A 26,611-nucleotide genomic window follows, 5' to 3' on the forward strand; every position below is an offset into this window, starting at 1 on the left:
ACCCAGGTCTGTCAGACCGTGGTCTGATGGCAGCCGACGAGAGCGCACCTAAAATCCGACGATGGAGTCCGTCCGGCCGTCGTGGCACTCTCGCGTGTGGACCGTCGCGTTCATCGTGCTGGGCGTGTTCGCGCTGCTCCTCACCACGACCGGGGTCGACGGAGCACGGGCCGGCCGTGCGGTCGCCGCGGTCGCCGCCGTGTTCACCGTCACGGTGGTGGGCTGGGCTTTCGCGCGCACCCGGGCGCAACGCCGGCGCTACGAGGAGGAGCTCGCGGCCTGGGCCGCCGAGCGGGCCGCGCAGACCGAGCGGCTCCGCATCGCGGCCGACCTGCACGACCTGGTCTCGCACGGCCTCGGCCTGATCACGGTGCGGGCCGCCGCCGCCCGCAGCCTCCGTGGCCCGGCCGGCGAGGCGGAGCGCAGCAGTGCCCTGACCGACATCGAACGCACCAGCCGGGAGACCACCGTCGAGCTGCGCCGGATGCTCGGGGTCCTGCGCACCCCCGGCGCGGCACCGCTGCGCCCGGCCGAGACGCTGGCCGACCTCCCGGCGATCGTCGCCGCCGCGAACGCCGCCGGCCTGACCGCATCGCTGTCCCTGGGCGAGGTCGGTGACGTGTCCGCGGGCACGCAGCTCACCGTCTGCGCCGTGGTCCGCGAGGCACTGAACAACACCGTCCGGCACGCCGGCCCGGTCCGGTCGCGGGTCAGCGTGGCCCGGGAGGCCGCGTCGATCGTCGTGGACGTCGAGGACTCCGGCCCGCGCGACGGCTGGCGCCCGCAACCGGGAGCGGGCCACGGCCTAGACGCCCTGCGGGCGCGAGTGGCCACCCTGGGCGGGACACTGCACACCGGCCGCCTGGCCGGCCGGTTCCGGCTGACCGCCCGCATCCCCGACCGGGAGAGTCCGTGACCGCCGAGATCCGCGTGCTCATCGCCGACGACCAGCCGCTCATGCGGCACAGCCTGGCCGTCCTGGTCGACGGCGACCCGGCCCTGGCCACCGTGGCGCAGGCGGCCACCGGCACCGAGGCCGTGGGCCTGGCCCGGCAGTTCACCCCCGACGTGATCCTCATGGACATCCGCATGCCCGGCGGCGACGGCATCGAGGCGACCCGCGAGATCACCGCCGACCCCCGGCTGGCCGCCAGCCGCGTCCTGGTCCTGAGCATGTACGAGCTGGACGAATATGTTTACGGCGCGCTGCGGGCCGGCGCCAGCGGTTTCCTGCTGAAGGACGCCCACCCCGCCGACCTGCTCGACGCCGTGCACCGCACCCACGCCGGCGAGTCCCTCTTCGCCCCCGCGATCCTGACCCGCCTGGTCGACCACTACGTCAGCCGCCCGTCCGCCACCCGCATCAGCGACCTGCGCGTACTCACCGACCGCGAGTCCCAGGTGCTGCTGCTGATCGCCCGGGGCCTCTCCAACCAGGAGATCGTCGACACCCTCGGCATCTCGGTCAAGACCGTGAAGTCCCACGTCGGCAACCTGCTGGCCAAACTCCGAGCCCGCGACCGCGCCCAACTGGTCATCGCCGCCTACGAGAACGGCCTCGTCCGCCCGCCCCACCCGTGACCGGCCCGGGGCGCCACAGGCGGCTGCCGGAAAGCAAAGAACCGACCCATCGATTCGATGAGCCGGTTCAGGCACTACTTCTACTGGTGGGCGATACTGGGATCGAACCAGTGACCTCTTCCGTGTCAAGGAAGCGCGCTCCCGCTGCGCCAATCGCCCGCAACACTGCGAGGTGGAGACGGGATTTGAACCCGTGTACACGGCTTTGCAGGCCGTTGCCTCGCCTCTCGGCCACTCCACCGAGCCGGCCGGTGCCACGTGGAACCGCAACAGCCTCTCCGAGCGGAAGACGGGATTCGAACCCGCGACCCTCACCTTGGCAAGGTGATGCGCTACCACTGCGCCACTTCCGCGTTGCCGCCCGGTCTCCCTGGCGACGAACAAAACTTTAGCCGAGCCCCCGGCCCGATGCCAAAGCGGGGTCACCCCGACTCCCGGAACCCCTGGTGAGCAGCTCTTCAGCCGTCCGCCTCACCGAGACACCAGCCGGGAGAACGAGGCGCGCCATGGCCCGAACCGGTCGCGGAGGTCGCGTACGAACGCCGGCCGGCCGACGAGCACACCTCAGCACCCGTCGGAGGCCGCGGGCGGAACGGTCAGTGGGCCTCGCCGAGGAGGCGGCGGACCTCGGCCAGCAGTTCGGCCTGGAACGCCGCCACGCTGCCGTCCACCACACCGATCCGGTAGTCCGACCCGGTCTGCGGGTCCTCGGCGAGTTGCACGTCACGCCGCCCGGCCGAGCCGTCGGCGTGACCGGCGGTGTACGCCACAAATGCTTCTTCCATCATCGGGGCCTCCTCGAACACGCGCGCCAATCTCGCATGAGTACGGATCGCGGCGGGCCATCCGTTCGACCAGTCCCGAATCATTGAACGTTCGACGAAATCAACCCTTCGGCGCCGGTAGCCGGGGACCGCGGTTCCACCAGAGGGAGAGCCCGAGGCCGGTGACGACCAGGACCGCGCCGGCCAGCACGAACCAGAAGCTGATCTCGACGTTCTCCTTGTGCAGGCCGATCTCCTCGGGGAGGTCGCCGAGCACGCCGTTGAGCTCGTCGGCGTCCTGGGCCTTGAAGTACTGACCGCCGGTCAGGTCGGCGACCTTGGTCAGCGCGTCCTCGTCGATCTGCTGAACCCGGCCCCGGCCGCCGCCACCGAACCCGCCACCGCCGAAGTTGCCGCCACCGGTGAACAAGTCGCCGCTGACCTGGTCGGGGGTGCAGACCATCGGGGACGGCGTGGTCGTGCCGAAGCCGATCGTGAAGACCCGGATCCGCCGGGCCGCCGCCTGCTCGGCCGCGGTGACCGGGTCGACGCCGGTGGTGTTGGAGCCGTCGGTGAGCACCACGATCGTGTCCGGCTGGTAGTCGCCGGCCGTGTCCGGGGCGGCGTCACCGAGGTCGGCGCCGGTCGCCGCGACGTTCGGGTTCATCTCGGCGATGGCGTCGATCGAGGTGAGGATCGCCTGGCCGATCGCGGTGCCGCGGGCGGTCCTCAGGGTGTCGATCGCGTCGAGCAGTTCGTCCTTGTCGGCGGTCGGGGTGACCAGCAGCCCGGCGATCCCGGAGAACGCGACCAGTCCGATCTTGGTGCCGTCGGCCTGCCCCTTCACGAACTTGCGGGCCGCGTCGATCGCCGCGGAGAGCCGGTTGGGTTCGACGTCGGTGCTGCACATCGAGCCGGAGACGTCGATCGCCAGCAGGATCGAGGTGTTGTTGGACGGCACCGACAGACGGGCCTGCGGCCGGGCCAGGGCGCCGCTGAGCGCGACCAGACCGGCCAGGAACAGGTAGACCGGGATGCGCCGGCGCCACGCCGACCGGCCCGGCAGCGCCGCCCGGATCAGGGCGACGCTGGAGACGGTCACGGCGGTGCGCTTGCGGCGGCGGCCGAGGAACCAGCGGACCAGCAGCAACAGCGGCACGACCAGCAGCGCGGCCAGCGCCCACGGCCAGTGGAACGACATCACACGATCCTTCCGTGCCAGCGGGTGCCGAGCAGCCCGCCGAGCGCCAGCAGCAGCAGGGCGGCCCCGGCGAACGGGCCGGTCAGCTCCAGCGGCTCCTTCTTCGTGGTCAGCCGGAGGTCGATCGACCTGGTGGTGTCGTTGAGCGTGTCGGCGTCCCCGGCGGCGTGGTACGCCCCGCCGGTGACCTGCGCGATCGCGGTCAGCGTGCTCTCGTCGAGCGCGGTGTTCAGCTGGTAGCCGTCGACCTGGACGGTGGCGCCCTTGGCCGTGCCGACGCCGACCGTCTGGATCCGCACGCCGGCCGCGGCGGCCAGCTCGGCGGCGGCTTCCGCGTCCGGCCCGCCGGTGTTCTCACCGTCGGAGAAGACGACCATGGTCGCGGACGGCCAGTAGCCGAGCGCACTGGTGTCGGGCGCGCTGCCGCCGGTCGGCAGGCTGACCGGTTTACCGGTGATGGTGCCGAGCCCGACGAGGATGGCCTGGCCGAGCGAGGTGCCGCCGCTCGGCCTGACCCGGGCGATGGCGGCGGCCGCGGCGCTGTGGTCGGCGGTCGGCGCCTGGGTGAGCAGGGCCTGGTCGCCGAAGACGAGCACGCCGACGTCGACGGTGCTCGGCTGCTCGTCGACGAACTGGGTGGCCGCGGCCTGGGCGGCGGCCAACCGGCTGGGCGAGACGTCGGTGGCGGCCATGCTGTTGGAGATGTCGAACGCGAGCAGCACGGTGCCCGACACCCGCGGGACCGCGACCTGGGCCTGCGGTCGCGCCAGCCCCACGAGCAGGATCGGCAGGGCGGCGAGGAGCAACGCGTACGGCAGATGGCGCCGCAGGCCCCCGCCGACCAGCGTGCCGAAACCCGCGGCCTTAAGCGCAGCGGCGCGGCGGCGCTGCAGCGAGACGTAGGCGGCGACGGCGCCGGCTGAGATCAAGAGCGCCAGGATCAGCACGTACGGGTACAGGAAGCTCATCGGCGGCCTCGTCCCGACGCCTGGACCATCTGCACGAGCACGGACATCAGGTCCTGATCCGTGGTGATCCGGTGGGCCGCGACGCCCGCCCGGCGCATCGCCTCCGCGACCTCGGTCTCCCGCGCGCCGACCTGCGTCGCGAGGCGGCTGCGCAGCAGCGGATCACTGGTGTCGACGAGGATCTGCTCGCCGGTCTCGGCGTCCTCGACCAGGATCACCCCGAGGTCGGGCAGGTCCAGCTCGGCCGGGTCGACGATCCGCACGCAGACCACCTCGTGGCGGTGCGTGAGCATGCCGAGCGGCCGGTCCCACCCGGGGTCGCCGATGAAGTCGGACATCACGAAGATCAGGCTGCGGCGCTGGGACGTGGTCATCGCCGCGAGGTTGAGCATCGCGGCGAGATCCGTGGTCGGGGGCGACTTCTTCGACTTCTTCGCCGGCTTGGTCGCCGGTGCCGGTTTCAGCAGCTCGTGACCGATGCGCAGGATCTGGTCGCGACCACCGCGCGGCGGGATCACCTGGTGCGCGGCGTTGTCGAAGAGGATCGCGCCGACCCGGTTGCCGCCCTTGGAGACGAGTTTGGCCAGGCTGACCGCGAGCTCGGTGGCGACCGCGTCCTTGCCGTCGTGGCCGCCGAACCGCATCGACGCCGACTTGTCGATCACCAGCCAGGCGGTGAGCTCGCGATCCTCCGTGTACTGCCGGACGAACGGCTCGTCCAGCCGCGCCGTCACGTTCCAGTCGATGTGCCGGACGTCGTCCTCCGGCGTGTAGGCACGCAGGTCGGTGAAGTCGATCCCGGTGCCGTGCCAGACCGTGCGGTACGCGCCCTGCAACCGCCCGTCGAGCCGGCGGCCGAGCCGCCACTCCAGGCGCCGCAGCAGCCGGTCGGAGGGTGTCGCCATGGGTCAGCGGCCCCGGCCGGTGGGCTCCGGGAACGACAGGTTCGCCAGGATCTTGGAGAGGATCAGGTCGGCCGTGACGTCGTCGGAGAGCGCCTCGTAGGAGAGCACCATCCGGTGGCGCATCACGTCGAGAGCCAGGTCGGAAAGGTCCTCGGGCACGACATACTCACGACCACGGATGTACGCGAGAGCCCGCGCGGCCAGCACGAGACTGATCGGTGATCGAGGGCTGGCGCCGAACGTCACATACCTCGCGAGGTCGGTCAGCCCGACCCGGGCCGGGTCGCGCGACGCGTTGGCCAGCTGCACCGCGAACTCGATCAGCGACGGGTCCACATAGACCTGATCGGCGGCCTGCTGCAAGGTGACCAGCGTCTCCGGGTCGATGATGCGCTGGATGACCGCGGCCGGCGCGAGCGCGCGCTCGACCACCACGAACTCCTCGGTGGGGGTCGGGTAGCCGATCACCACCTTCATCATGAACCGGTCGACCTGCGCCTCGGGCAGCGGATAGACGCCCTCGCTCTCGATCGGGTTCTGGGTGGCCATCACCAGGAACGGGTTCGGCAGCTTGTGCGTCTCGCGGCCGATCGTGACCTGCCGCTCCTGCATCGTCTCCAGCAGCGCGGACTGCACCTTGGCCGGCGCGCGGTTGATCTCGTCGGCGAGCAGCAGGTTCGTGAAGACCGGGCCGAGCTGCACCTGGAACTCGCCGCTCGGCTGGTGGTAGACCCGGGTGCCGACGATGTCCGCCGGGACCAGGTCGGGGGTGAACTGGACCCGGTGGAAGTCACCACCGATCGCCTCGGCCAGCGACTTCACGGCGAGGGTCTTGGCCAGCCCGGGCACACCCTCGACCAGGATGTGACCGCGCGCGAGCAGGGCCACGATCAGCCGCTCGAGCAGGATGTCCTGGCCCACGATGGTCTTCTTGACCTCGTAGAGCACCTTCTCGATCGGCCCGGCGGCGGCCGGCGCGGCATCGGTCCAGCTCATGAAACCTCATCCTCTGGTTGTGCTCGGTCCTACAGGGGTGGAGCCCGGCCGTCACCGTTCTCGCCGCCGCCCAGGGCCGCGCCGATCGGGACGGCGAATCCGATGCCGATGAACGTGCCCGCATCGGTCGGGTTGGCCAGCGCCACCACGATGCCGACGACCTGACCCTGGTCGTTGACGAGCGGACCGCCCGAGTTGCCCGGGTTGACCGCCGCGTCGAACTGGATCAGCCCGGCGATGTCGTCCTTCGCCTCGCGGGTCAGCTTGCGATCCAGCCCGGAGACGACGCCGCTGCTGGTCGAGTCGACCAGGCCGAGCGGGTTGCCGATCGCGACGACCGTGTCGCCGACCTGCACGCCACCGCCGAGCACGGCCGGAACCAGGGTCTCCGGCAGTTTCGCGGGAGTGATGGTGGCGATGTCCTGCTCGGGGTTCGCACTGGCGACCTTCGCGGTGGAGGAAGTGCCGTCCGCGTACGTCACCTCGATGGTCTCGGCGCCGTCGATCACGTGAGCGGCGGTCAGCACGGTGCCGTCCGCATTGACGATCACGCCCGTGCCGGTGGCCGACTCCAGGGCCTTCTTCGCGTCGTGGCCGGTGGTCTGGATCAGCACCACCGAGGGCAGCAACGTCTGATAGATCTCGGAGACCGCGAGCGGGCCCGGTGACGGTGACGGGGCCGGCTTGGGCGCGGCGGCCTGCGAACTCTGGCCGTTGTCGCGACCGCGGGTGAAGGCCACCACGGTGATCACCACGGCCCAGACCGCGACCAGGGCGATCAACGCCTTGCGGCGCCTGGCCGGAGTGTTCCACCGGGCCACTGGGCCGGGGGCCGGCTCCTCCGGCGGGGGCTCTGAGGGCTCGGAGCCGTCCGGGCGGAGCACGGTCATCACGGCACGACCGCCACACTCAGCATTACTCGACCCTAAGAGCGATTTCTAAGAATTCCCCGTGAGTCCTCTAATGGTTTCCGGTACGCAAGATCGCCCATCTGCCGTCAAAGCGGGAATTTCGTTGAGCTATCAGCTTGCATGAAGAGCGTTTACAGGTGGCGCACAGGAGGTGCGCGCAGGATTCGCACGCGTATCCCGCCTCCGGCCCGACTCCGAACAGGACACCGGAGGCCGCCCACCACCAGGAGAAGCCGATGAGTACCGGACACCCTGCCCAGGTGCCCGCGTCCGAGCCCGCGACCGATGCCCCGCCGGCACCCGCCACGTCGCCATGGGCCGGGACGCCACACCCCACACCGCCGAGCGATCCGCCCCCGGCCACGCCCGGGCCGGCCTTCGTGTCCGGGGCCGACTTCCTCGACGGGCCACCGGTCCCGTGGACACCACCGCCGCCGGCCGCGCCGGGTGATCCGCGGCAACCGAGCTTCAAGCGGACGCTGATCACCGCGGTCCTGGCCACCGCGATCGCCAGCTCGGCGCTGACCGCCGGGATCATGGCCGCCGTCAACCAGAACGACAGCTCCTCCGGAGGCGGCCCGGGCGGGACGAGCCAGCAGGGCGGTCCGGGCGGCGGTTTCGGCCGCGGCAACCGGAACGGCGGCGGCTTCGGCGGGCAGAACGGCGGCGGTTTCCCCGGCGGCGGGCAGAACGGCGGCGGCTTCCCCGGCGGCGGGCAGAACGGCGGCACGCAGAACGGCGGCACGCAGAACGGCGGCACGCAGAACGGGGAGGGCGCGCCGGACGACGGCTTCCCCGGTGGTCAGCAGCCCACCACCGCGCCCGGCGTCGGCACCTGACACCGGGCGCTGTCGCCGCCGGTCCGGCCTGGGGTGACAGGCCGGACCGGCGGCGGCACCGGGCGAAGAGTTGACAGCAAGCCCCTACATCGGGGACAGGGTCCACATAGTCCCGGTGGCGACGATGGCCTCAGCGAGATGAGCCGAGGAGTCGCCGCATGAGCACCAACGAAGAAGCCGGACCGCACACCACCCCGACGCCGCCAGTCGCCGAGCCGGCCGGCGCGGTGAGCACGCTCCCCCCGAGCGACCCGTGGTCCGAGCCGGCCGCCCGTCCGGAGGCCGAGCCGCCGACCGAGCCGACCCCCGTCACGCCGGGGTGGTCGCACCCGATCCAGGCCGCCGGCACGACTGCCGCGCTGCCGGTCCCGGTCGCCGCAACCCCTGCGGTCGCCCTCCCCGGCACCGCCTCCGACGGGTCCCCGACCGCCGGCACCGGGTCGGCGCACGACCAGCCGGCCGCGCCCCCGGCCGGCCCCGCACCCGGCGCGTTCCCCGGGCAGCCGGCCGATGCCCTGCTCAGCTCGGTTCCCGGGCAGCCGGTCGGTGGTCCCCCGGCCGGTGGCCCGCCCGGGGCCTGGACGCCATCCGGCCCGAACGCCAAGAAGGCCCGCAGCCCGAAGACGATCCTGATCGCCGCGGTGCTGGCCACGGCGGTCGCGAGTTCCGGCATCACCGCCGGGATCATGTCCGCGGTCGGTGGCGACTCCTCCACCCCGGCCGGCGTCAGCCAGCAGGGCGGGCCCGGTGGTGGCGGCATGCGCGGAGGTGGCGGCTTCGGCGGCAACTTCGGTGGCCAGCAGGACCAGGACGGCGCCACCGGTCAGCAGGGGCAGACCGGGCAGAACGGCACCACCGGCCAGCAGGGCGGCACCACGAACCAGCAGGGCCAGACGAGCCAGGGTGGCGCGACGGACCAGAACCAGGGGGCCGCGACCCAGGGCGGGACGACCGATGGCGGTACCGGTACCTGACTTGTGGAAAGGGGGCGCATCCAGGACGGAGGCGCCCCCTTTGTCGTCAGGCCGGCGTCGTGCGTTCAACGGGAACGGGCGCGGTGCTCACGACGTACCGAATCGGAAATTTGATCTTGATCTGGGTCAGGAGCCACTGACCTCGGCGACGTAGGCCGCGGCCTTCTCCGGGTCGACGAACCAGTTGAGCAGGTCGTTCGGGTCGACGAAACCGTAGGCGAAGCGACGGGCGATCTGCTCGCTGGTGGTCGCGGCGCCGAGAACCTGCTGGACGTGCGGGGGCAGCGGCTGGAGCATCGCGTTCGTCCAGCCGGTGACGGCCATGCCGTGCGCGGTCCAGAACGCCTCGAACGTCTCCGTCATCCACTGCTCGTCGAACGGCTGGTCCCCGCGGGCGACAATGGCCTGCAGGTAGTGGTGGGCGGCCTTCGCGGCGGTGTTGCTGCCCTGCCCGGTGATCGGATCGTTGGCGATCACCACGTCGGCGAGACCGAGGACCTTGCCGCCGCCCGGCAGGTGCGCGACCGGCTTGCGGACCGTCGGGGTGTAACGGCCGTGCAGGGTCGACTTGGCGTCGGTGAGCTGCACGTTCCCGGCGCGCGCGGCGACCCACGGCAGGTGCTCGCGGATCAGGTCGAGCGTGATCTCGAGGTGCTGCGCCGGGGCCATCCGGCCGGAGTGACCGGCCCAGCGGTCCAGCGGGCCGCCCGGGACCACCTCCCAGAACAGGATGTCGCACGGGCCGGAGAGGGTCAGGCCGGGGATCACGAACAGTTCGCCGAGGCCGGGCAGGGCGTGGAAGCCGACGTGCGGCTCCGGCCACTCCGGGTCCGGCCCCAGGCCGTGCACGTAGGAGACGGCCAGGCCACGCTGCGGCTCGGTGTACGGCGAGCGCTCCGGGTCCCGGTCGAACATCGCCACCAGGTCACCCTTGCCCGCCGCGACCACGGTCAGGTCGTAGCGGCCGATCTGGGTGATCGCGTCCAGGTCCTGCGTGGTGGCCGCGTTGTAGATCACCTCGACGCCGCGTTCCTCGGCGTCCTCCAGCCAGCGCGCCATCTTGATCCGCTGATCGGTGGACTGGGCCGGGCGGTCCAGCGGCGCGTTGAACGCCAGCGCCAACTGTCCCTTCTCGACGGAGAGCTGCGGCCGCAGCCCGTGGATCGCCGGGGTCTGCTCCTCCCAGTGGTTCAGCCCGTACGCCCGCTCGGTGCTCAGGGCCAGGTCGAACATCGCCTGGGTGGAGGTGGGCCAGCCGGTGCGGATCTCCTCGGGGGTACGCGCCGACATGAGAGTGACCTCGTATCCCTCGGCGCGCAGGCTGAGGGCGAGCTGGAGGCCGGCTTGACCGGCCCCCACGATGAGAATCTTGCGCATGGTGGTGCCTCCTGAGTAGCTAGCCGACGCCGGAGGGGACGACGGCGGTGACGCGCTCGGTCGCGTGGTTCACCACGGCCAGCAAAGCGTGCGCGACGTTGCGCGGTTCGCGGATGTCCGCGGCGATCAACGGAACGTGCGGAGGCAGGGTCAACGCCTCCCGTACCTCGGAGAGCTCGTGGGTCTGCACGCCGTGGAACAGGTTGACGCAGACGATCCAGGGCACGTCGGCGTCGTTCTCGAAGTAGTTCACCGCGGCGAACGAGTTCTCCAGATGGTTGGTGTCGACCAGGACCAGGGCGCCGACCGCACCCCGGACCAGGTCGTCCCACATCGGCCAGAACCGGGGCTGGCCCGGCGTGCCGAACAGATAGAGCACAAGGGAATCGTCGATCGTCACGCGGCCGAAGTCCATGGCAACCGTGGTGGTGACCTTGTCGATGCCCGGATCGAGCCGGTCGATCTGCGCCGCGGCGGCCGTCATCCAGGACTCCGTGCGAATTGCCGGAATTTCCGAGATGGCCTCGACCGCGGTGGTCTTCCCGACGCCGAAACCCCCGGCGATGACGATCTTCGCCGAGGTCATCTCCGGGGCTTGTCGCGAGTTTTCGCTACGTAGGTCGTTGTCGCTGGGCGATTCGTTTTCTCTACGTGAGTCGGAGAAGCCCGGCACGAAGTCTCTCCAGAAGCGCTAGATCTTGTGAGGGACGAGCGTCATGCACGACCAGCTGACCGACCTTGAGCAAGTCGTTGATCAGTAGGCGGGTCAGGCCGAGCGGCAGGTTGCAGGCCGCCGACAACTCCGCCACCGAACACATCCGGCGAGCCTGCTCGTAGAGCGAACGGGACGCCGGCGTGAGGCTGGCGGCGAGAACCGGGTCGTACCGGTTACCGGTGGAGACCAGCGTGTGCATCAACAGAGGGCTGCGGCTGCTGGTCCGCCCGCGGGCGGTCATGTACGGGCGCACCTTCCAGTGCAGCCCCGGCCGTCGGGCCATCGTGGCCTCCGCTCAGCGAGCCGGTGCGGGCAGGGTGCGCTGGTGCAGCGCGTGACGCGTCTCCGGGGTGAGCGCGTGACCGACCGCCTGGGAGAAGGTGGTCATCGCGTACCCCAGATGGCCGATCTGGGTCTGCGGCTGGGCCGAGACGAGCAGCGCCGCGACGAACTCGCCGGCCGGATCGTCGATCCGCAGGAACGCCAGGTGACCGTGCGGGTAGCGGATACTCAGGTTCTCCGGGGCGCCGAGCTGCAGCAAGCCGCCGAGCTGGCCGGTGATGCCGAGGAAACCGGCGGCGAGCGCGGCGACACTCTCCGCGTGCTCGCGGCTCAGATGGCCGGACGAGGCCAGTTGCAGGCCGTCGGCGGAGACCAGGACCACCGCGGTGATCGTCGGCACCTCACGGACGAGCTGGCTGATCAGCCAGGAGACATCCGGTTTGTCAGTCATTGGGGGTCCTTCGGTTCTTGCTGGGGGGCTGTCTTCTGGAGAACGCTCGCTTGAGTCTTGTTCTGGTGCGGGGCGTTCTGATGCACGTTGTTCTTGTGGGCGCCGTCTGGCTGAGCGCCGGCGCGGGGCGCGATGTTCTGCTGGGCGCCGGGCTGGGACGCGATGTTCTGCTGAGCGCCGGGCCGGGACGCGATGTTCTGCTGAGCGCCGGGCCGGGACGCGATGTTCTGCTGAGCGCCGGCGCGGGCCGCGTCGACGCCGGCGTTGAAGTCGGCGGCGTCGTCGTGCCAGGCGGTCTGATGGACCTCGGTGGTGACCGGAGGCGGCGGCGCGCTGGTGCGGACGCTGCCCGGCACCCGCCGCGGCATCGGTTTCTGCACCGTCGGGAGCACCATCGTCGCGTCGTCCTGGGCGTGGCGCGGAGGCGGCGGGGACAGCGTGGGCGGCGCCTCCGGCTCGGCCTCGGGGCGCGGCGCCTCGCAGAGCAGATCCGCCCCGATCAGCAGCATCGCCACCGTGCCGCCCGGCCGGCGCGGCACCAGCCGGACCCGCAGCGACCGATGCCGGCGGGTGAGCACCGACACCACGGCCAGGCCCAGGTGCGCCGGCTGCAACTCACCGTCGGCCGGCCCGTTCTCCAGCAGCGACTCGATCCACGGCAGGCGGGCCGGGTTCAGGCCGATCCCGTTGTCCTCGACGCGGATCACCACGTCGCCGTCCCCGGTCAGGTGCGCCGCCACGGCGACCGGCTCGGTCGGCGGCGAATACCGGTCCGCGTTGTCGATCAGCTCGGTCAGGATCCGGATCACGTCGTCGGCGGCACCCGCGGCCACGGCGAGATCCGCGATCGGCCCGAAGTGCAGGCGCTCGTAGTGCTCGACGGCCGCCCCGGCCGCGTGCGTGACGTCGTGCAGCGAGGTGACCTGCTGATCCGGGTCGTCGAGCGGCTCACCGGTGAGCACCCGCAGGTTCTCGGCAAGGCGACGGACCCGGGTCACCGAGTGGTCGATCCGGAACAGCGTCTTGCGCTGTTCGGCGTCCCGCTCGCGGTATTCGGCCTCCCCGATGTGGTGAACGGCCTCCCACGTCAGGGTGAGCAGCCGCAGGGCGAACTCACCGGCGACGGGACGCCACGGATCGACCCGCTCCGACGCCTCCGGTTGCTGCGGCGCAAGACCCTGCTGCGGGACGGCAACGGGTTCGCCCTGCTCGTGCCGCCGCCCGCGCAACCAGCTCCACCAGCGGCTTGCCTCGGGCATCGATTGCTCCCCCATCAGCCTTCACCAGTACCGGAACGACAGAAGATCACCACTTCGGCGATCTGTACCGTACCGTCCGATTGTCCAGACCGGCCATCAGCGATATCCCACTGAGCCTGAGCTCCCTGAAATGCGAAAGTACGCCCCTCCATAGTGGATCACGTCGCACCGCCAGTGCGCTCCGCACAGTACCGACGGCGTGACCGCGTGTTATCGCAGTGGGATTGGCGTCATTTGCACACTCGCACCGGCGCCCACACCCGGGACAGCGCGCCACCGTTGGCAGTCGGCAGCGGGGAAGTTACACCGGTCAATAAACACCAATGCCTTTCGTCCGGCTCATTTCCGAAATCACGCCGGCGCCGAATCCTCTGGCATTTCGACGGCACGGAACCAGAACACTCTTGATTCACTCGTCGAAGAATCCGTCGAAGGAGAATCGTCGTGGACGAAGAGACACTCCGGCCCTCGTTCACCACCGGCCCGGAACGCGGCGAGGCACCTCGATCAAAACTCGTCCGACCGGCGGAGCGACCTCCCGTCGTCCAGGAACAGGACGAGCTCCCCGGCTGCGCCCGGTCCGCCAGGCCGCCACGGTCGACGCCGAGGCCTACACCGAACGGCTCGGCGCCGGCGGCGGGCGCACCGCGGTACGGGTCCTCAGCGCGCCCCTCACCCGGCTGCTGCGGGACGGCGCAACCATGATCGTCGACACGGTCGACGAGTTCTGCGAACCGCTGCCCGAAGTGGCCGCCGACCTCGAACGGCCGCGTGACCTCAGCACCGATGCCGCACCGCCGGAAACCCTCGTCCTCGACCAGGTGATGACCGTGCTCTGCTTCCCCCGCGGCTGGTGGCACAGCGTCGAGACCGTCGAACCGCCCGCCATCCACTGCCCGGGCCGCTCCCGCCCGGGACGGACTTCACGGTGCGCTGCTCCGCTCAGCCGGCACGCTGATCGCGGTAGTAGGCGATCAGCTCACGCGACTGCCGGGCATCCGGCGTGGTGGCATGACCGTCCCGTGCCCGCAGGAGGTCGCTCGACTGGCCGGAATCCGGCGCGAGGCGAACCGCGGACGCAGCGGGCACCGCATGGCGGAGTTTCAGGAGCTCGGCCCGCTGGGCAGAAATGACGAACGCCCCAGGTCCGTGGACCTGGGGCGTCTGTAGCTCGTGGGCGATACTGGGATCGAACCAGTGACCTCTTCCGTGTCAAGGAAGCGCGCTCCCGCTGCGCCAATCGCCCGCAACACTGCGAGGTGGAGACGGGATTTGAACCCGTGTACACGGCTTTGCAGGCCGTTGCCTCGCCTCTCGGCCACTCCACCGAGCAGACCCCGCACACGGTTACCTGTGAAGGCCTCTCCGAGCGGAAGACGGGATTCGAACCCGCGACCCTCACCTTGGCAAGGTGATGCGCTACCACTGCGCCACTTCCGCACTGTCGCCCGGTCTCCCTGGCGACGGACAAAACCATAGCCGGTCACCTGCGACTTCTCCAAACCGGGGTCCCCCGGCGTGTCATGACCAGGGCGGATGCGGGTTGTCCACAGCCGGGGAATTCGGCGAGCGGGACGGCGGCGGCATTGGGTTGGATAGGGGGCATGGAGATCCGGCAGATCAGCGTCGACGAGCGCATGACGACCACGTTCCCGCTCCAGGCCTATGCGTTCAGTCCGTCGCCGATGCCCGAGGAGGAGGCCGAGCGTTACCGGAAGCGGCTGCGCTATTTCGAGACGACCACCTGCCTCGTCGCCGAGGAGGCGGGCGAGACCCTGGCCGGGGTCGCGTCCCTCCCGATGCGGCAGAACGTGCGCGGTCTGGTGCAGGGCCTGTCCGGGGTCTCCGGGGTCGCCTCGCACCCGTCGGCGCGGCGCCGGGGTCTGGTGCGGGAGCTGCTGACCCGGTTGCTGCGGCAGACCCGCGACCAGGGCTGCACGGTGAGCGCGCTCTACCCGTTCCGCCCGAGTTTCTACGCCCGGTTCGGCTATGTCGGCATTCCGCACACGCGTAAGGCGCGTTTCACCCCGGAGAGCCTTTCCGAGCTCCTGCGGCGAGACCTTCCCGGTTCGGTTCAGCGGCTGCCGATCAAGGAGGGCTTCCCGGCGTACGAGGCCTTGCAGCACCGTCTCCTGTCCGAGCGCCACGGGTTCGCGATGTTCGACGAGACCCGGGTCGCCGAGTTCCGTGAGGATCGGCTGTGGGTCGCGCTCGCCCGCGTCGGCGACGAGGTGGTCGGCGGGGTGCGTTACCGGATCGGCGACTACGGCGGTGACCTGCTCGGGTCGAACCTTTTCGTCACCGGTCCGCTCGGCCGCGCGCTGCTGCTGCAGTTCTTCGCGCGGCACGCGGACCAGGTGGCGGGGATCGAGGTGTTCCTGGGCGCCGACGAGATCCCCGAGTTGTGGGGCACGGACATGACCGTGACCACCAGCGCCACCGTGGACAGTCCGCGCCGCAACGCTCCGATGGTCCGCGTGCTGGACGTTCCGGGGCTGGCCGGCAGCCGGGTGGGCAGCGGTGGGATCACCGTGGAAATCGTCGGGGACGAGCTGATCGGCGGGGTCTGGGAGCTGGGCGCCGACGACGGGCAGCTGACCGTCAAGCCCGGCGGCACTCCGTCGGCCACGCTGACGGCGGGCGGGTTCAGTGCGCTGGCCTACGGGGTGCTCGATCCGGCCGAGGTGGTCATGCGCGGGCTGGGCGAGCTGGACGCCGATGCGATCGGGCGGCTGGGGGCGCTGTTCCCACGGCAGATGCCGTATCTGTTCGCGGAGTTCTGACCGGTTGCGATCGTTATGAGCTGACTGGCTGGGCGCGGGTGTCAGGAGGCGACGGGGAGGCCCGGGGAGGTGAAGGCGCGGCCGTCCTCGGTGACGGCGGCGGACTCGTAGCCGTCGGCGACCCGCTTGGCGAGCCAGGCCAGCCCCGGCTCCCCCATGGCCAGCGCCGCCGTGGCATAGGCGTCGGCCACGGCCAGGTCCGGCCCGACGACGGTGACCGAGCGCAGGCCGGTGGCGGCCGCGCCGGTGCGCGGGTTCCAGACGTGGGCGCCTCGCTCGTACGTCCCGGAGGTCGCGACCGCGCCCTCCTCGACGGCGAGGACCCAGGCGAGCTTGTCGGCCTGCCACGGGTGGCGGATGCCGACTCGCCACGGGCCGCCGTCCGGTCCCTTGCCCCGCATGCGGATGTCGCCACCGGCGTTGAGGTGGTGCCGGGTCGAGCCGGCGGCGGCGAGCCGGGCCGAGGCCACCTCGACGGACCAGCCCTTGACGTAGCCGGAGGGGTCGAGCGGCCCTTTCGCGTACGCGTCGAAGTAGCCGTCGGTCTCCCGCCACAGGTCGGCGCAGCGGTCCAGCACCAGGCGCAGGTCGGCCGAGCAGTCCGGCAGGTCGACCTCGCGGCGGCGGAGGCGGCTGACCTCGCTGTCCTCCCGGTACGTGCTGAACCGCGCGTCGACCTCGTGCAGCCATGCGCAGGTCGAGGCGATCAGCTCCCGCAGGCGAGCCTCGGGCAGGTCGTCGGCGAGCTCGATGCTGACGACCGTCCCCATGACCTGCTCGACGTGGCGCATTCAAAAACCCTACGCGTCGCCGGCCGCGCACCGCCAAGAGCGCACGAAGATCCGAGTGCGACCGGACCAGGCGCCCGCGGACACGACTGCACCGGGCGCCACGGGCACGACCGGGTCAAGCGCCACGGGCACGACCGGGTCAAGCGCCACGGGCACGACCGGGTCAAGCGCCACGGGCACGACCGGGTCAAGCGCCGGCGGCGTCCAGGGCGGCCTGCAGCGACGTGACGTAGGACTGGCTGGTGAACGTCGCACCGGAGACCGCGTCGACCTTGGCGCTCTGCGCGGTCAGCGTCTCCTGGTTGAGTTTGCTGACCGCGTTCGGGTTGATCGTGCCGCTGAAGCCGGTCTTCGGGTAGGTGGCGTCGGCGCTGGACACCTTGCCGCCGCTGACCTTGATGGTGACCTGGACCGTGCCGTACGGGTTCTGCACGGCCTTGCCCTTGTAGGTTCCCGCCTTGAGCCCGCCCTCGTCCTCGCCGTTCTCCTTCGGCTTGGCCGACGACGACTTGGACGGCGTGGCGGGTTTGGCCGACGTCGATCCGGCCGGCTTCTTCGCCGCGCCGGACTCCGCGGGCGCGGGCTCTTCGGTCAGTTCCTGAGCGGCGGGCGCGGCTGCCGGTGCCGCGGGCGGCTGCACGCTCAGGCGGACCCCGAGGATCAGGGCCGCGCCGGTGAGGGTGCCGACGGCTGCTGCGGTACTACGGCGCATGGCAAGACTCCAGGTCGTAGGGGGTGAATCGGTCAGGGCGAGGGAACTGGCGAGCAGGGGTCAGAACTCGAACGGGTCGAGGTGGATCTGGCTGTCCGGGACCTCCAGCTGCTTGAGCGTCCCCACCGCCGCGTTCACCAGCCCGGGCGGGCCGCACAGGTAAACGTCCCGGCGGTTGACGTCCGGGACCAGGCCGCGCATCCCGTTCTCGGTGAACAGCCGGCGCGGGCCCGGGTCGGTGCGGGAGCCGACGATGTAGCGCACCCAGGCGTCCCGCTGCTCGGCCAGCTCTTCCAGTTCGGCCCGGAAGACCAGTTCGTCCGGCCGGCTGGCCCGGTAGATCACGATGGTGTCGGCCGGCATGTCCTCCAGCAGCGCGCGGATCGGCGCGATGCCACTGCCGCCGGCGATGAGCAGGGCCCGGCGGCGGGTGCGGCGCTGCGCGGTGAACGTGCCGAACGGGCCTTCCGCCCAGATCGGCGTACCGGGCCGCAGTTGTCCCAGCTTGGCGGTGTGCCCGCCGGCGACGGTCACGGTCAGGCGCAGCCATTCCCGGTTCGGGGCGGCGGAGAGCGAGAACGGGTGCGACTGCCACCAGCCGTTGCCGTTCAGGAACCGCCAGCGCATGAACTGGCCGGCCTGCGCGGGCAGCTTGTCCAGGTTCTTCGCGGCGATGTAGATCGAGAACGTGTTGGCGCCCTCGGCGACCACCTCGGCGACGCTGAACCGGTGGCGTGCGTTGAGCCAGATCGGCTCGACGATCCGGCCCCAGACCAGGGCGGCGATCACCAGCGCGCCGAGGCCGGGCCAGAAGTAGGAGGCGAACCGGCCGCTGAGGTCCGCGCCGGTGGCGACCTGGTGGCCGTATCCGAGCAGCAGGACCAGGTAGCCGGTGAGGTGGATCAGGTGCCAGAACTCGTACGGCAGATGGGTCCGCAGCCACCGGATCGAGGTGAACGACAGCAGGACGAGCAGGCCGGTCGCGACCGTGGCACTGATCATCTCGGGGAACGTGGTGATCACGCTCCACGCCTGGTCGACGACGCCGGTCTGGGCCAGCAGCGCGTACCCGTAGACGATCGTGACGATGTGCGCGATGACCGTGACCAGCAGCGACGTGCCGAGCCAGCGGTGCCAGCGCAGCAGGTCGCGGGAGCCGACCCACTCCTCCAGCCAGGAGACCCGGCTCATCATCAGCAGCTGGATGAAGAGCAGGTAGCCGCCGACGAGCCCGGAGACCCGGCCGGCGGCGAGCATCATGCTGGCGGTGTCGTTGACGGCGCCGGGCTGGGTGTCGAAGACCCAGAGCGCGATGCTGGTCGCGAGCCCGGAGAAGAAGAGCATGACGGTGAAGAGCCGGTTGCCCGAGGTGGCCTCGGCCGGTGGCCGGTCGTCGGCTTCCGGCACCGGGAAGCCGGTGCCGGCCTTCCAGCCGGTCGGCGAGGTGTTCGACTCGACCACGATGGCGTCGCGCCGGTAGGGGTCGTCCGGCTGGGCCTGCGGGCCGGGCTGCTGCGCCGGCCACTCCGGCATCGCGTCCCAGGAGGGCACCGCGGGCGCCGGCTCGCGGACGGGTGCGGCATGCGAGGGCCCGTCCCAGGAGGGGCGAGCCTGGGACGGCGAGTCCCAGGACGGCCGAGCTGCCTCAGATTGACGAGACCCTGCTGGACGAGACTCTGCTGGACGAGACTCTGCTGGACGAGACTCTGCTGGACGAGACTCTGCTGGACGAGACTCTGCTTGACGCGACTCGGATGGACGAGACTCCGACCGGCGTGACCGCGTTTCGGAACGAGGGAGAGCCTGGGACGGGGAATCCCAGGACGGACGCTCCTCGTAGCGGGTGGCCGACCGGGAGGGCGAGTCCCACGAGGGACGATCGTCCTCCCGGCGGGAGGACGACCGCGCGGGGGTACGCGACCACGACTCCTCCTCGTCGCGCGAGTCCGCGCGCAGGCCGGCGAAGTAGCCGTCGTCGTCGTCCGGTAACTCCCGCTGGTCCTGGAAGGCCGGTATGGCCATCGTCCTCACCTGCTCACCAGTCGTCTCGCGGCGTCCGCCACCCCTGCGGCCGACGTGACGACCCGGTCTCGGTTCTCAAGCCGTCAAGAATGCGTACGCACGTAATCACCGGATGGCTCAACCATGGACCGAGAATTTCCGGATCCCGGGACGGGATAGGTTCTCCCGGTGCGATCAGCGAGGGTCACGGTTGTCGGCATCGGCGCCGGGGGGTCACCGGATCTTTCCGGTACGGCCACGGCCGCCCTCCACGACGCCGAGGTGATCTTCGGCAGTCCGCGCCAGCTGGCCATGCTCCCCGACGCGGTCACCGGGATGCGGCGGCCCTGGCCGTCCCCGATGCTCCCCGCGCTCCCGGGCCTGTTCGAGGCCGAGCGCGACCGCCGGGTCTGCGTGCTGGCCAGCGGCGATCCGATGTTCCACGGCATCGGCGCGACCCTGGCCCGGGTCCTGGGGCCGGAGCGGCTGCGGGTCCTGCCTCACCCGTCCTCGGTGTCGCTGGCCGCCGCCCGCCTGGGCTGGGACCTGGCCCGGACGGATGTGGTGAGTCTGGTGACGGCGCCGGTCGCGGCTCTGGGTCGCGCGGTGAACCCGGGTCGCCGGATCCTGGTGCTGTCGTCGGGCGCGGACACCCCGGCGGCGGTGGCGGCGCACCTGACCGCCCGGGGCTGGGCCGAGGCGCGGCTCACCGTGCTGGAGCAGCTCGGCGGGCCGGACGAGCGCCTGGTGAGCGACACCGCCGGGGACTGGGCGACGCCGGCCGGCGACCCCCTCAACGTGATCGCCGTCGAGTGCGGCGACGGCCCACGACAGCCGGTCGTGGCGGGGCTGCCCGACGACGCGTACGAGACGGACGGCCAGCTCACGAAGCGTGAGGTCCGGGCCGTGACCATGGCCGCGCTCGGACCCGTACCCGGGGAACTTCTCTGGGATGTCGGCGCCGGGTCGGGCAGCATCGGGATCGAGTGGCTGCGCGTACACCCCGCGTGTCAGGCGGTGGCGATCGAGTCGGAGGCCGACCGGGTCGCCACGATCACCGCGAACGCCGCCGGGCTCGGCGTGCCGCACCTGCGGGTCGTGCACGGGCGGGCGCCCGAGGCACTGGACGGCCTGCCCGCCCCGGACACGATCTTCGTGGGTGGGGGCGTGACCCGTGACGGCGTACTGGAAAAGTGTCTTGAATCTCTGCGGCCCGGTGGTCGCCTGGTCGCGAACGCGGTGACGGTGGAGTCGGAGGCGGTGCTCGCCGGGGCATACGCGAGACTGGGCGGCGAGCTGACCCGCCTGACGGTGCAGCGCGGCTCGCCGGTGGGTGGCTTCACCGGCTGGCGGTCCTTCATGCCCGTGACGATCTGGACGGTGACGCGATGACCGTGCACTTCATCGGCGCCGGTCCGGGCGCTGCCGACCTCATCACGCTGCGCGGTCACCGCATTCTCGGTCAAAGCCCGATCTGCCTGTACGCGGGCAGCCTGGTCCCGGCCGAGCTCCTCGCGGCCTGTCCGCCGGACGCGCGCCTGGTCGATACGGCCGACCTGACACTCGACGAGATCGTCGCCGAGATGGTCACCGCGCACGCGAACGGTCACGACGTGGCCCGCCTGCACTCCGGCGACCCGTCGGTGTTCAGCGCGGTCGCCGAGCAGATGCGCCGGCTCGACGCGGCCGGGGTGCCCTACGACGTCACCCCGGGCGTGCCGGCGTTCGCCGCGGCCGCCGCGACCCTGGCCCGGGAACTCACCGTCCCCGAAGTGGCGCAGACGGTGATCCTGACCCGGACCGCCGAGCGGGCCACCGCGATGCCGCCCGGCGAGGACCTGGCCACGCTCGGCGCCAGCCGGGCCACGATGGTGCTGCACCTGGCCGTGCAGCGGATCGACGCGGTCGTCGCCGAGCTGGTCGGCAACTACGGCGCGGACTGCCCGGTGGCCGTCGTCGCCCGCGCGAGCCGGCCGGACGAACTGGTCGTGCGCGGGACGCTCGCCGACATCGCGGCGAAGGTCAAGGAAGCCGGGATCAAACGGACCGCCGTGATCGTGGTCGGGGCCGCGCTGACCGCCGGCCAGTTCCCGGACAGTCACCTCTACTCCGCGGACCGCTGCCGCTCGTGAGAGTCCTGATCCTCGGCGGGACCACCGAGGCCCGTGAACTGGCCGCGCTGATCGCCGGTGAGCACCACGTGATCACCTCGCTGGCCGGGCGGACCAGTGCGCCCCGGCTTCCGGCCGGCGAGGTGCGGGTGGGCGGTTTCGGCGGCGTCGGCGGCCTGGCCGACTACCTCGCCGAGCAGCGGATCGACGTGCTGGTCGACGCGACGCACCCGTTCGCGGCGCGGATGAGTGCGAACGCGGCGGCGATGGCCGTACCCACGCTGATCCTGCGCAGGCCCGGGTGGGTCGCGTCGCCGGGCGACGAGTGGCAGCGGGTCGCGTCGGTCGAGGAGGCAGCGGCGGCGCTGACCGCGGGACGCGTCTTCCTGACCACCGGGCGGCAGACGATCCACGCGTTCGCGCACCGGGACGACTGCTGGTTCCTGGCCCGATCGGTGGAACCGCCCGCGCCGCCCCTGCCCCGCAACCTGGAAGTGCTGCTGGACCGGGGGCCGTTCACGGTCGACGGCGAACGGCGGCTGCTCGCCGGCCACCGGATCGACGTGCTGGTCACCAAGGACAGCGGCGGGTCCGACGCGAAGCTCGCGGCGGCGCGGGAGCGGGGCGTACGGGTGATCCTGATCGATCGCCCACCGTTGCCCGCGGGGCCGGCCGTGCCGACCGCGGAGGCAGCGGCGCAGTGGCTCAGGCGGCTACCGTCTCGGTGACCCCGTAGCGGATCACGCGATTCTTGCCGCCCGCCTTGGCCGCGTACATCGCCTGGTCAGCGCGACGGAGAAGATCCGCGACGGTGATGCCCGGCTCGGCGAAGGCGACACCGATGCTGGCGCCGACCCGGACCGTGGCGGCGGTCAGCGCGACCGGCTCGCCGAGCTCGGCGCAGAGCCGCCGCGCCTGATCGACACCGGTCGAGCCGGTCAGCAGCAGCGCGAACTCGTCACCGCCGAACCGGGCCGCCACCCCGTCCCGCCCGGCCGCCGCCGCGATCCGTCCCGCGACCGCGACCAGCAACTCGTCGCCGGCGGCGTGCCCGTGCTCGTCGTTGACCCGCTTGAAACCGTCCAGGTCGATGTTGAGCAGCGCGACCGGTCCGCCGGCCTCGATCGCGGCATCGGCCGCACGCAGGAACTTCGCACGGGTCGGCAGGCCGGTGAGATGATCGTGGTGCGCACGGTACTCCAGCTCGGCCCGGGCCTGATGCGCCTCCTCGGCCAGAATCACCTGGTAGGACAGGCTGCGGAAGGCATCACGGACCTCGGCCGGCACCCGGCGGCGGCCGCCCACGACCATCAGCACCGGGGCGGTCTCCGGCTCACCGCCGAGCGGGTCGACGTACCAGTTCTGGTAACCGGGGATCAGCGCCGACGACTCCGCCGGGCCGGTCAGGCGCTGCCCGGCCAGTCCCTCGGGTGCGCCCTCGGCGAAGGCGACGAACAGCCCCTGCTCGTCCCGCGCGACGATCGCCAGCGCCACGCCGGGGTGGATCCGGACCAGCTGCGCGGCGGTGCGCTCGCCGATCCGGCGGATCTCGGTGCCCTCGGTCGCGGCGAGCAACTCGTGGCCGGCCCGGGTCAGCACGGCGTCCCGGGTCGCGGCGTGCTCCTGACGCAGCAACCCCAGGTAGAACGCCCTGGTCAGCACCCCCATCAGCAGGATCTGCGGCAGGATGCCGAGCACCGTCGGCGAATGCCAGGTGGTCGCCTGGGCGGCCACGTCCGGCGAGATCAGGACAGCGGCCGGAACAGCGACGAGCGCCGCCGCCATCCGAGCGAACCAGCGCCGGTTGGTGTCGTAGAGCGAGCAGACGATCAGAGTCGCCATGGCCAGCGACGTGCCGGCCAGCGGGTCCTTCAGCCCGGCCGCGCCGACCGCCGCCAGCACCGGCACCAACGGCACGGTCCACCAGGAGGTGCGCTGCCGCCGGTGGACGACCACGATCAGCACCACCAGGGTGACGATCGCGGTGGCGGCAACCCGGCCGTACGCCACCGAGCGCATGCCGTTGCCGATCTGACCGAGCTGCATCAGCATCGCCAGGCTGCCGATGCCGACGGCGGCGAGCCTGGTCCGGTTCACGGTCCGGCTCGGCAACGACAGCCACTCTCTGCGCACGGCGGACACGATCGGTCACGCGCCCGCCGATCTGAGCGTTGCGGAAACCCGACAGTTCACGACCGCCACTTCGGTGCGACGCTGCACGTATGCCGTCGGTCCGTGCGCTGCCCGCCGAAATCGGCGCCGTGCGTGCGCTGATCGCCGACGGATACGACGAGGTGATCCGCCGAGCCGGCGACCTCGAACAGTTCTGGATCCGCTCGGCGTGCGCACAGCTCGCCGCAGCCGACGCCGAACTGGCCGCGGTGCCCGGCCGCCGCACGCCGGTGATCTCGGTGCTGACCACGACGGTCGTGACGGCCGCCGTCGTGGCCGGGTCGGCCGCGCTGGCCCGGGCGACCGGCGGCGGGCTCCTCGCCGCCCTCACCTACTCCGGTCTCCTGCTGATCATGGCGCTGCACATTGCCGGAGTGCTGCGCCGACGCGGGACCGCTCCGGCGCTGCCGGCCCCACCGGACACGCCCGGACCAGGGCTGGCCGAGGTGCCGTACGCGCTCGAGCGGGCCCGGGTCCGGCTCGTCTCGGCCACGCTGCGACGAGCCGGACGGGCCAACTGGCGGGCGCCGGCGCTGCGCCGGGCGCTGGACTCAGACCCGGTGCTGGGGCGGCTCGCCCGGGCTGACCTGCAGCTCTGCCAGGCGATCGACTGTCTCGAACGCTACCTCGACGACCTCTCCAAGGACTGGCCGTGAGCAACCCCTGCGCCCTCTTCAAGGACCAGCCATGAACGACGGCCCTCTCGCCCTCTCCGAGGACCGGCCGTGAGCGACGACCCCTTCGCCGGTGGGGTGGCGCCGCGGCTGCGCCGGCTCGACCGGGAACTGACCGCAGCGATCATCGACGCCCAGTGTCGGGACTGGACCGCCGACCGCCCCGACCGGATCGGCTTCGCCCGGCTCGGCCAGGTGCGCCGCGAAGTGCAGAACGCTGCCGCGCGCTACCGGGCCGCCCCGACCGGCACCGACCGCACGACGATCCTGGCCGTGCTGCTCGCCGGGCTCCTCGTCGGGCTGCCGCTGCTGCTCCTGGTGCCGGAACCGGCTCGGCCCCTGCGGCTGGCCGCGATCGCGGTGGCCGCGGTCGGGGCCGCATACCTGCTCCGGGGCGGGCTCCGCCGGCTGCACGTCCGCCGGGCGCGAGGGGCGCCGGACCGATCCGCTCCGATCGACGACCCGTTCCTGTACGCGCGGGCGCGCCGGACGATCGAGTTGTGTGCGGCGTCGGCGCGGGCTGACCGTTCGTACCGGCGGCGCGGGGCGGCGGCCGACCTGGAATACGCGCTGGACTGGCTCGCCGCCGCCCAGGAGGAACTCCCCCGCCTCCGCTGACTCGCCCCCGCCCGGCAGCCGCGACGCGCCCACGCCGACCCCCAGCCGCGACCCGGGGCGGGGCTGTGAACGGGTTTGTTGCTCTGACCGGGACCACCTGCGGAGGCCGCCCTTGCGGGCCTCGCGTTCTGGGCCGCCCCGCGGCCCTGCGAGGCCTGGAAGGGTCCCCGCGGGAGCGGCGGACCTGGACCGCAGCGGACGTGGGACATGAAGGTCTTGAATGTCAGGAAGTGGGGCGGTACGCAATTTCCGGGTCCAGGAGCGCTGCCCACGACGGCCGCCATTTCGGGTGGCGCGCTTCGACCTCTTCCTGCAGGTTGGTGCGCCAGGGGCCGGAGACGCCGTCGTCGTGCCACCAGGCCGGCCACGAGTCGTAGGCGCGGTCGATCTCGTATCCGGTGGCGGCGGTCTCGATGCGCAGGAACAGCCAGCGGCCGTAGCGCGGGTCGGACTCGGCCTGCCGCAGGGCGCGAACCAGCGCGGTCAGGCGGCGGAACGCGGCGTAGCGTTCCTCGCCCGGGTGGTCGGCCGGTGGGTGGTCGCCCGGCTGCGAGCTGAAGCTGGTCGCGTCGGCGTAGACGAGCAGGGAGCAGCGTCCGTCGCCGCCCGGTGCGCGTTCCTGCAGCCAGCGGACGAGGGTGGCGAGCTCGTCGGTGTCCGGCGGGGACGGGCGGCGCAGCTCGGACGCCTCGTGCAGGGCGGACCAGACGAGCCGGTCGTGTTCGCCCTGGCTGATCCGGCGGACGCGGCGCATCGGCGGGCGCTGGCCGGGCGCGATGCGCGGCGGGGTGGTGCCGGGCGTGATGCCTCCGCGACTGGCGACGGTGAGAGCGGCGTCGAGGTCCGCGGTGTCGCCGAGCAGCGCGGCCAGGTCGTCGGCGTCGACCTCGCCGCGGACGGCGGCGTGCAGCAGGTCGGCGGCGAGCTGCCGGTCGGCCGAGGTGCTCAGCCCGCGCAGCGTGGCGGCGGTCTGTTCCTCGGTGAGCAGCGGCGCGATCACCTCGGCGAGCCCGTCCTCGGCGCGGTGCTGGTAGCGCACCCGGGACCAGCGGCCGCTCTCGTGCCAGATCACGAAACCGAGCTGATCACTCTCGGCCAGCGGGGTGAGGTCGGCCCAGGGCAGCCAGTCCGGCGCACCGGTCAGCGGGTCGGCCGCCGGGTCGGTGGAGACCTGCGCGTGGTGGTCGCGGTGCGCCCCGTAGAGCACCGCGCGCCGGCCGTCGAGCAACGCGAAACGGGCCCAGCCGGTGCCCGGGTCGTCGCGCCGGGCGCCACGTTCGTCGATCGACCAGGGCTCACCTCGGTCGATGCCGGTCATCGCGGCGCTGAGCGTTGCCCAGCGGGTCCAGAGCAGCCCGGGCGCGGGGAGGTCCACGTCGGTCAGCATGAGTCCACTGTGCCAAATGCGATGGGCGTTGCGTCACCCACGGGGTCCGCAACGGTTGCCCGCCGGGTGCGTATGGTTGCTGTCCGGGTGCTGATCGTCAGCGATGTCCGACGTTTGCCGAACCGAGCGGTGTCACCAC

The 26,611-nt window shown here is 71.8% G+C and carries 27 protein-coding genes and 6 tRNA genes; 10 read left to right on the plus strand and 23 right to left on the minus strand.

Annotated features, from left to right (window positions below):
* The first annotated feature begins 61 nt into the window (after positions 1-61).
* Both ACH442_RS23290 and ACH442_RS23295 read left to right on the plus strand, forming a co-directional pair.
* A complete protein-coding gene (locus ACH442_RS23290; RefSeq protein WP_396340192.1) occupies positions 62-916 on the plus strand; it encodes a sensor histidine kinase in 855 nt (284 codons plus the stop codon).
* Between the two features lie 8 nt (positions 917-924).
* Positions 925-1,581, plus strand: coding sequence for a response regulator (locus ACH442_RS23295; protein WP_396340279.1), 657 nt, complete (start codon positions 925-927; stop codon positions 1,579-1,581).
* A gap of 84 nt (positions 1,582-1,665) precedes the next feature.
* Here ACH442_RS23295 and ACH442_RS23300 read toward each other — a convergent pair.
* The 9 genes from ACH442_RS23300 to ACH442_RS23340 all read right to left on the minus strand — a co-directional run bounded on the left by ACH442_RS23300 (position 1,666) and on the right by ACH442_RS23340 (position 7,305).
* Positions 1,666-1,740 (minus strand) — tRNA-Val (locus tag ACH442_RS23300).
* Between the two features lie 11 nt (positions 1,741-1,751).
* Positions 1,752-1,822, minus strand: a tRNA-Cys gene (locus tag ACH442_RS23305).
* A 40-nt stretch (positions 1,823-1,862) separates the two neighbouring features.
* A tRNA-Gly gene (locus ACH442_RS23310) sits at positions 1,863-1,934 on the minus strand.
* A gap of 243 nt (positions 1,935-2,177) precedes the next feature.
* A complete protein-coding gene (locus ACH442_RS23315; protein WP_396340193.1) occupies positions 2,178-2,369 on the minus strand; it encodes a hypothetical protein in 192 nt (63 codons plus the stop codon).
* A gap of 97 nt (positions 2,370-2,466) precedes the next feature.
* Positions 2,467-3,546 (minus strand): VWA domain-containing protein, encoded by a 1,080-nt coding sequence (locus tag ACH442_RS23320; protein ID WP_396340194.1) that lies wholly within the window; start codon positions 3,544-3,546, stop codon positions 2,467-2,469.
* Positions 3,546-4,514 carry a VWA domain-containing protein gene (locus ACH442_RS23325; RefSeq protein WP_396340195.1) on the minus strand — a complete coding sequence of 323 codons (969 nt, stop codon included), beginning with the start codon at positions 4,512-4,514 and terminating at the stop codon, positions 3,546-3,548. The genes ACH442_RS23320 and ACH442_RS23325 overlap by 1 nt, the downstream gene beginning before the upstream one ends.
* On the minus strand, positions 4,511-5,419 hold the full coding sequence (locus ACH442_RS23330; RefSeq protein WP_396340197.1) for a DUF58 domain-containing protein: 909 nt from the start codon (positions 5,417-5,419) through the stop codon (positions 4,511-4,513). The genes ACH442_RS23325 and ACH442_RS23330 overlap by 4 nt, the downstream gene beginning before the upstream one ends.
* Positions 5,420-5,422: 3 nt before the next feature.
* A complete protein-coding gene (locus tag ACH442_RS23335; protein WP_396340198.1) occupies positions 5,423-6,415 on the minus strand; it encodes an AAA family ATPase in 993 nt (330 codons plus the stop codon).
* Positions 6,416-6,444: 29 nt separating this feature from the next.
* Positions 6,445-7,305 carry a S1C family serine protease gene (locus tag ACH442_RS23340; RefSeq protein ID WP_396340199.1) on the minus strand — a complete coding sequence of 287 codons (861 nt, stop codon included), beginning with the start codon at positions 7,303-7,305 and terminating at the stop codon, positions 6,445-6,447.
* Between the two features lie 257 nt (positions 7,306-7,562).
* On the opposite strand from ACH442_RS23340, the gene ACH442_RS23345 reads away from it, so the two are divergent.
* Together ACH442_RS23345 and ACH442_RS23350 are read left to right on the plus strand one after the other, a co-directional pair.
* A complete protein-coding gene (locus ACH442_RS23345; RefSeq protein ID WP_396340200.1) occupies positions 7,563-8,165 on the plus strand; it encodes a hypothetical protein in 603 nt (200 codons plus the stop codon).
* A 158-nt stretch (positions 8,166-8,323) separates the two neighbouring features.
* On the plus strand, positions 8,324-9,139 hold the full coding sequence (locus tag ACH442_RS23350) for a hypothetical protein (RefSeq protein WP_396340201.1): 816 nt from the start codon (positions 8,324-8,326) through the stop codon (positions 9,137-9,139).
* Between the two features lie 126 nt (positions 9,140-9,265).
* Here ACH442_RS23350 and ACH442_RS23355 read toward each other — a convergent pair whose 3' ends face one another.
* From ACH442_RS23355 to ACH442_RS23395, 9 genes are all read right to left on the minus strand, one after another.
* A complete protein-coding gene (locus tag ACH442_RS23355; protein ID WP_396340202.1) occupies positions 9,266-10,516 on the minus strand; it encodes a styrene monooxygenase/indole monooxygenase family protein in 1,251 nt (416 codons plus the stop codon).
* Positions 10,517-10,535: 19 nt separating this feature from the next.
* Positions 10,536-11,102 carry a GTP-binding protein gene (locus ACH442_RS23360; protein ID WP_396340203.1) on the minus strand — a complete coding sequence of 189 codons (567 nt, stop codon included), beginning with the start codon at positions 11,100-11,102 and terminating at the stop codon, positions 10,536-10,538.
* Between the two features lie 61 nt (positions 11,103-11,163).
* The gene (locus tag ACH442_RS23365; protein ID WP_396340204.1) at positions 11,164-11,514 is read right to left on the minus strand and encodes a DUF742 domain-containing protein; all 351 of its coding nucleotides are present in this window, start codon (positions 11,512-11,514) and stop codon (positions 11,164-11,166) included.
* A 12-nt stretch (positions 11,515-11,526) separates the two neighbouring features.
* Positions 11,527-11,964 (minus strand): roadblock/LC7 domain-containing protein, encoded by a 438-nt coding sequence (locus ACH442_RS23370; RefSeq protein WP_396340205.1) that lies wholly within the window; start codon positions 11,962-11,964, stop codon positions 11,527-11,529.
* Entirely contained in the window at positions 11,961-13,223 is a 1,263-nt protein-coding gene (locus tag ACH442_RS23375; RefSeq protein ID WP_396340206.1) for a sensor histidine kinase, read from the minus strand. The genes ACH442_RS23370 and ACH442_RS23375 overlap by 4 nt, the downstream gene beginning before the upstream one ends.
* A gap of 942 nt (positions 13,224-14,165) precedes the next feature.
* Positions 14,166-14,312, minus strand: a complete 147-nt coding sequence (locus ACH442_RS23380; protein ID WP_396340207.1) for a hypothetical protein — start codon at positions 14,310-14,312, stop codon at positions 14,166-14,168.
* Between the two features lie 85 nt (positions 14,313-14,397).
* Positions 14,398-14,469: transfer RNA gene (locus ACH442_RS23385), tRNA-Val, on the minus strand.
* An 11-nt stretch (positions 14,470-14,480) separates the two neighbouring features.
* Positions 14,481-14,551 (minus strand) — tRNA-Cys (locus tag ACH442_RS23390).
* 40 nt (positions 14,552-14,591) lie between these two features.
* Positions 14,592-14,663 (minus strand) — tRNA-Gly (locus ACH442_RS23395).
* 164 nt (positions 14,664-14,827) lie between these two features.
* On the opposite strand from ACH442_RS23395, the gene eis reads away from it, so the two are divergent.
* The gene (gene eis, locus ACH442_RS23400) at positions 14,828-16,006 is read left to right on the plus strand and encodes an enhanced intracellular survival protein Eis (protein ID WP_396340208.1); all 1,179 of its coding nucleotides are present in this window, start codon (positions 14,828-14,830) and stop codon (positions 16,004-16,006) included.
* A gap of 41 nt (positions 16,007-16,047) precedes the next feature.
* Here eis and ACH442_RS23405 read toward each other — a convergent pair whose 3' ends face one another.
* The 3 genes from ACH442_RS23405 to ACH442_RS23415 form a co-directional block, all read right to left on the minus strand.
* A complete protein-coding gene (locus ACH442_RS23405; RefSeq protein ID WP_396340280.1) occupies positions 16,048-16,776 on the minus strand; it encodes an FAD:protein FMN transferase in 729 nt (242 codons plus the stop codon).
* A gap of 208 nt (positions 16,777-16,984) precedes the next feature.
* Positions 16,985-17,509 carry an FMN-binding protein gene (locus ACH442_RS23410; RefSeq protein WP_396340209.1) on the minus strand — a complete coding sequence of 175 codons (525 nt, stop codon included), beginning with the start codon at positions 17,507-17,509 and terminating at the stop codon, positions 16,985-16,987.
* 60 nt (positions 17,510-17,569) lie between these two features.
* Positions 17,570-19,060: a ferric reductase-like transmembrane domain-containing protein gene (locus tag ACH442_RS23415; RefSeq protein WP_396340210.1), complete on the minus strand. Its 1,491-nt coding sequence runs from the start codon at positions 19,058-19,060 to the stop codon at positions 17,570-17,572.
* Between the two features lie 639 nt (positions 19,061-19,699).
* On the opposite strand from ACH442_RS23415, the gene cbiE reads away from it, so the two are divergent.
* Genes cbiE through ACH442_RS23430 form a run of 3 tightly spaced genes read left to right on the plus strand, consistent with a single transcriptional unit; the run spans position 19,700 to position 22,349 of the window.
* Complete coding sequence (cbiE, locus tag ACH442_RS23420) at positions 19,700-20,902, plus strand: precorrin-6y C5,15-methyltransferase (decarboxylating) subunit CbiE (protein ID WP_396340211.1); 1,203 nt, start codon at positions 19,700-19,702, stop codon at positions 20,900-20,902.
* A complete protein-coding gene (gene cobM, locus ACH442_RS23425) occupies positions 20,899-21,642 on the plus strand; it encodes a precorrin-4 C(11)-methyltransferase (protein ID WP_396340212.1) in 744 nt (247 codons plus the stop codon). The genes cbiE and cobM overlap by 4 nt, the downstream gene beginning before the upstream one ends.
* The gene (locus tag ACH442_RS23430; RefSeq protein WP_396340213.1) at positions 21,639-22,349 is read left to right on the plus strand and encodes a cobalt-precorrin-6A reductase; all 711 of its coding nucleotides are present in this window, start codon (positions 21,639-21,641) and stop codon (positions 22,347-22,349) included. Before cobM ends, ACH442_RS23430 begins: the two co-directional genes overlap by 4 nt.
* Here ACH442_RS23430 and ACH442_RS23435 read toward each other — a convergent pair.
* Complete coding sequence (locus ACH442_RS23435) at positions 22,327-23,754, minus strand: diguanylate cyclase domain-containing protein (RefSeq protein ID WP_396340214.1); 1,428 nt, start codon at positions 23,752-23,754, stop codon at positions 22,327-22,329. The genes ACH442_RS23430 and ACH442_RS23435 overlap by 23 nt on opposite strands.
* Before the next feature lie 89 nt (positions 23,755-23,843).
* On the opposite strand from ACH442_RS23435, the gene ACH442_RS23440 reads away from it, so the two are divergent.
* Positions 23,844-24,449, plus strand: a complete 606-nt coding sequence (locus ACH442_RS23440; protein WP_396340215.1) for a hypothetical protein — start codon at positions 23,844-23,846, stop codon at positions 24,447-24,449.
* A gap of 69 nt (positions 24,450-24,518) precedes the next feature.
* On the plus strand, positions 24,519-25,085 hold the full coding sequence (locus ACH442_RS23445; protein WP_396340216.1) for a hypothetical protein: 567 nt from the start codon (positions 24,519-24,521) through the stop codon (positions 25,083-25,085).
* Between the two features lie 223 nt (positions 25,086-25,308).
* Here the strand turns inward: ACH442_RS23445 and ACH442_RS23450 are convergent, their stop codons facing one another.
* Complete coding sequence (locus tag ACH442_RS23450; RefSeq protein WP_396340217.1) at positions 25,309-26,472, minus strand: hypothetical protein; 1,164 nt, start codon at positions 26,470-26,472, stop codon at positions 25,309-25,311.
* Between the last annotated feature and the right edge of the window lie 139 nt (positions 26,473-26,611).

The organism is Actinoplanes sp. NPDC020271, from assembly GCF_044388125.1.
GTDB lineage: Bacteria > Actinomycetota > Actinomycetes > Mycobacteriales > Micromonosporaceae > Actinoplanes.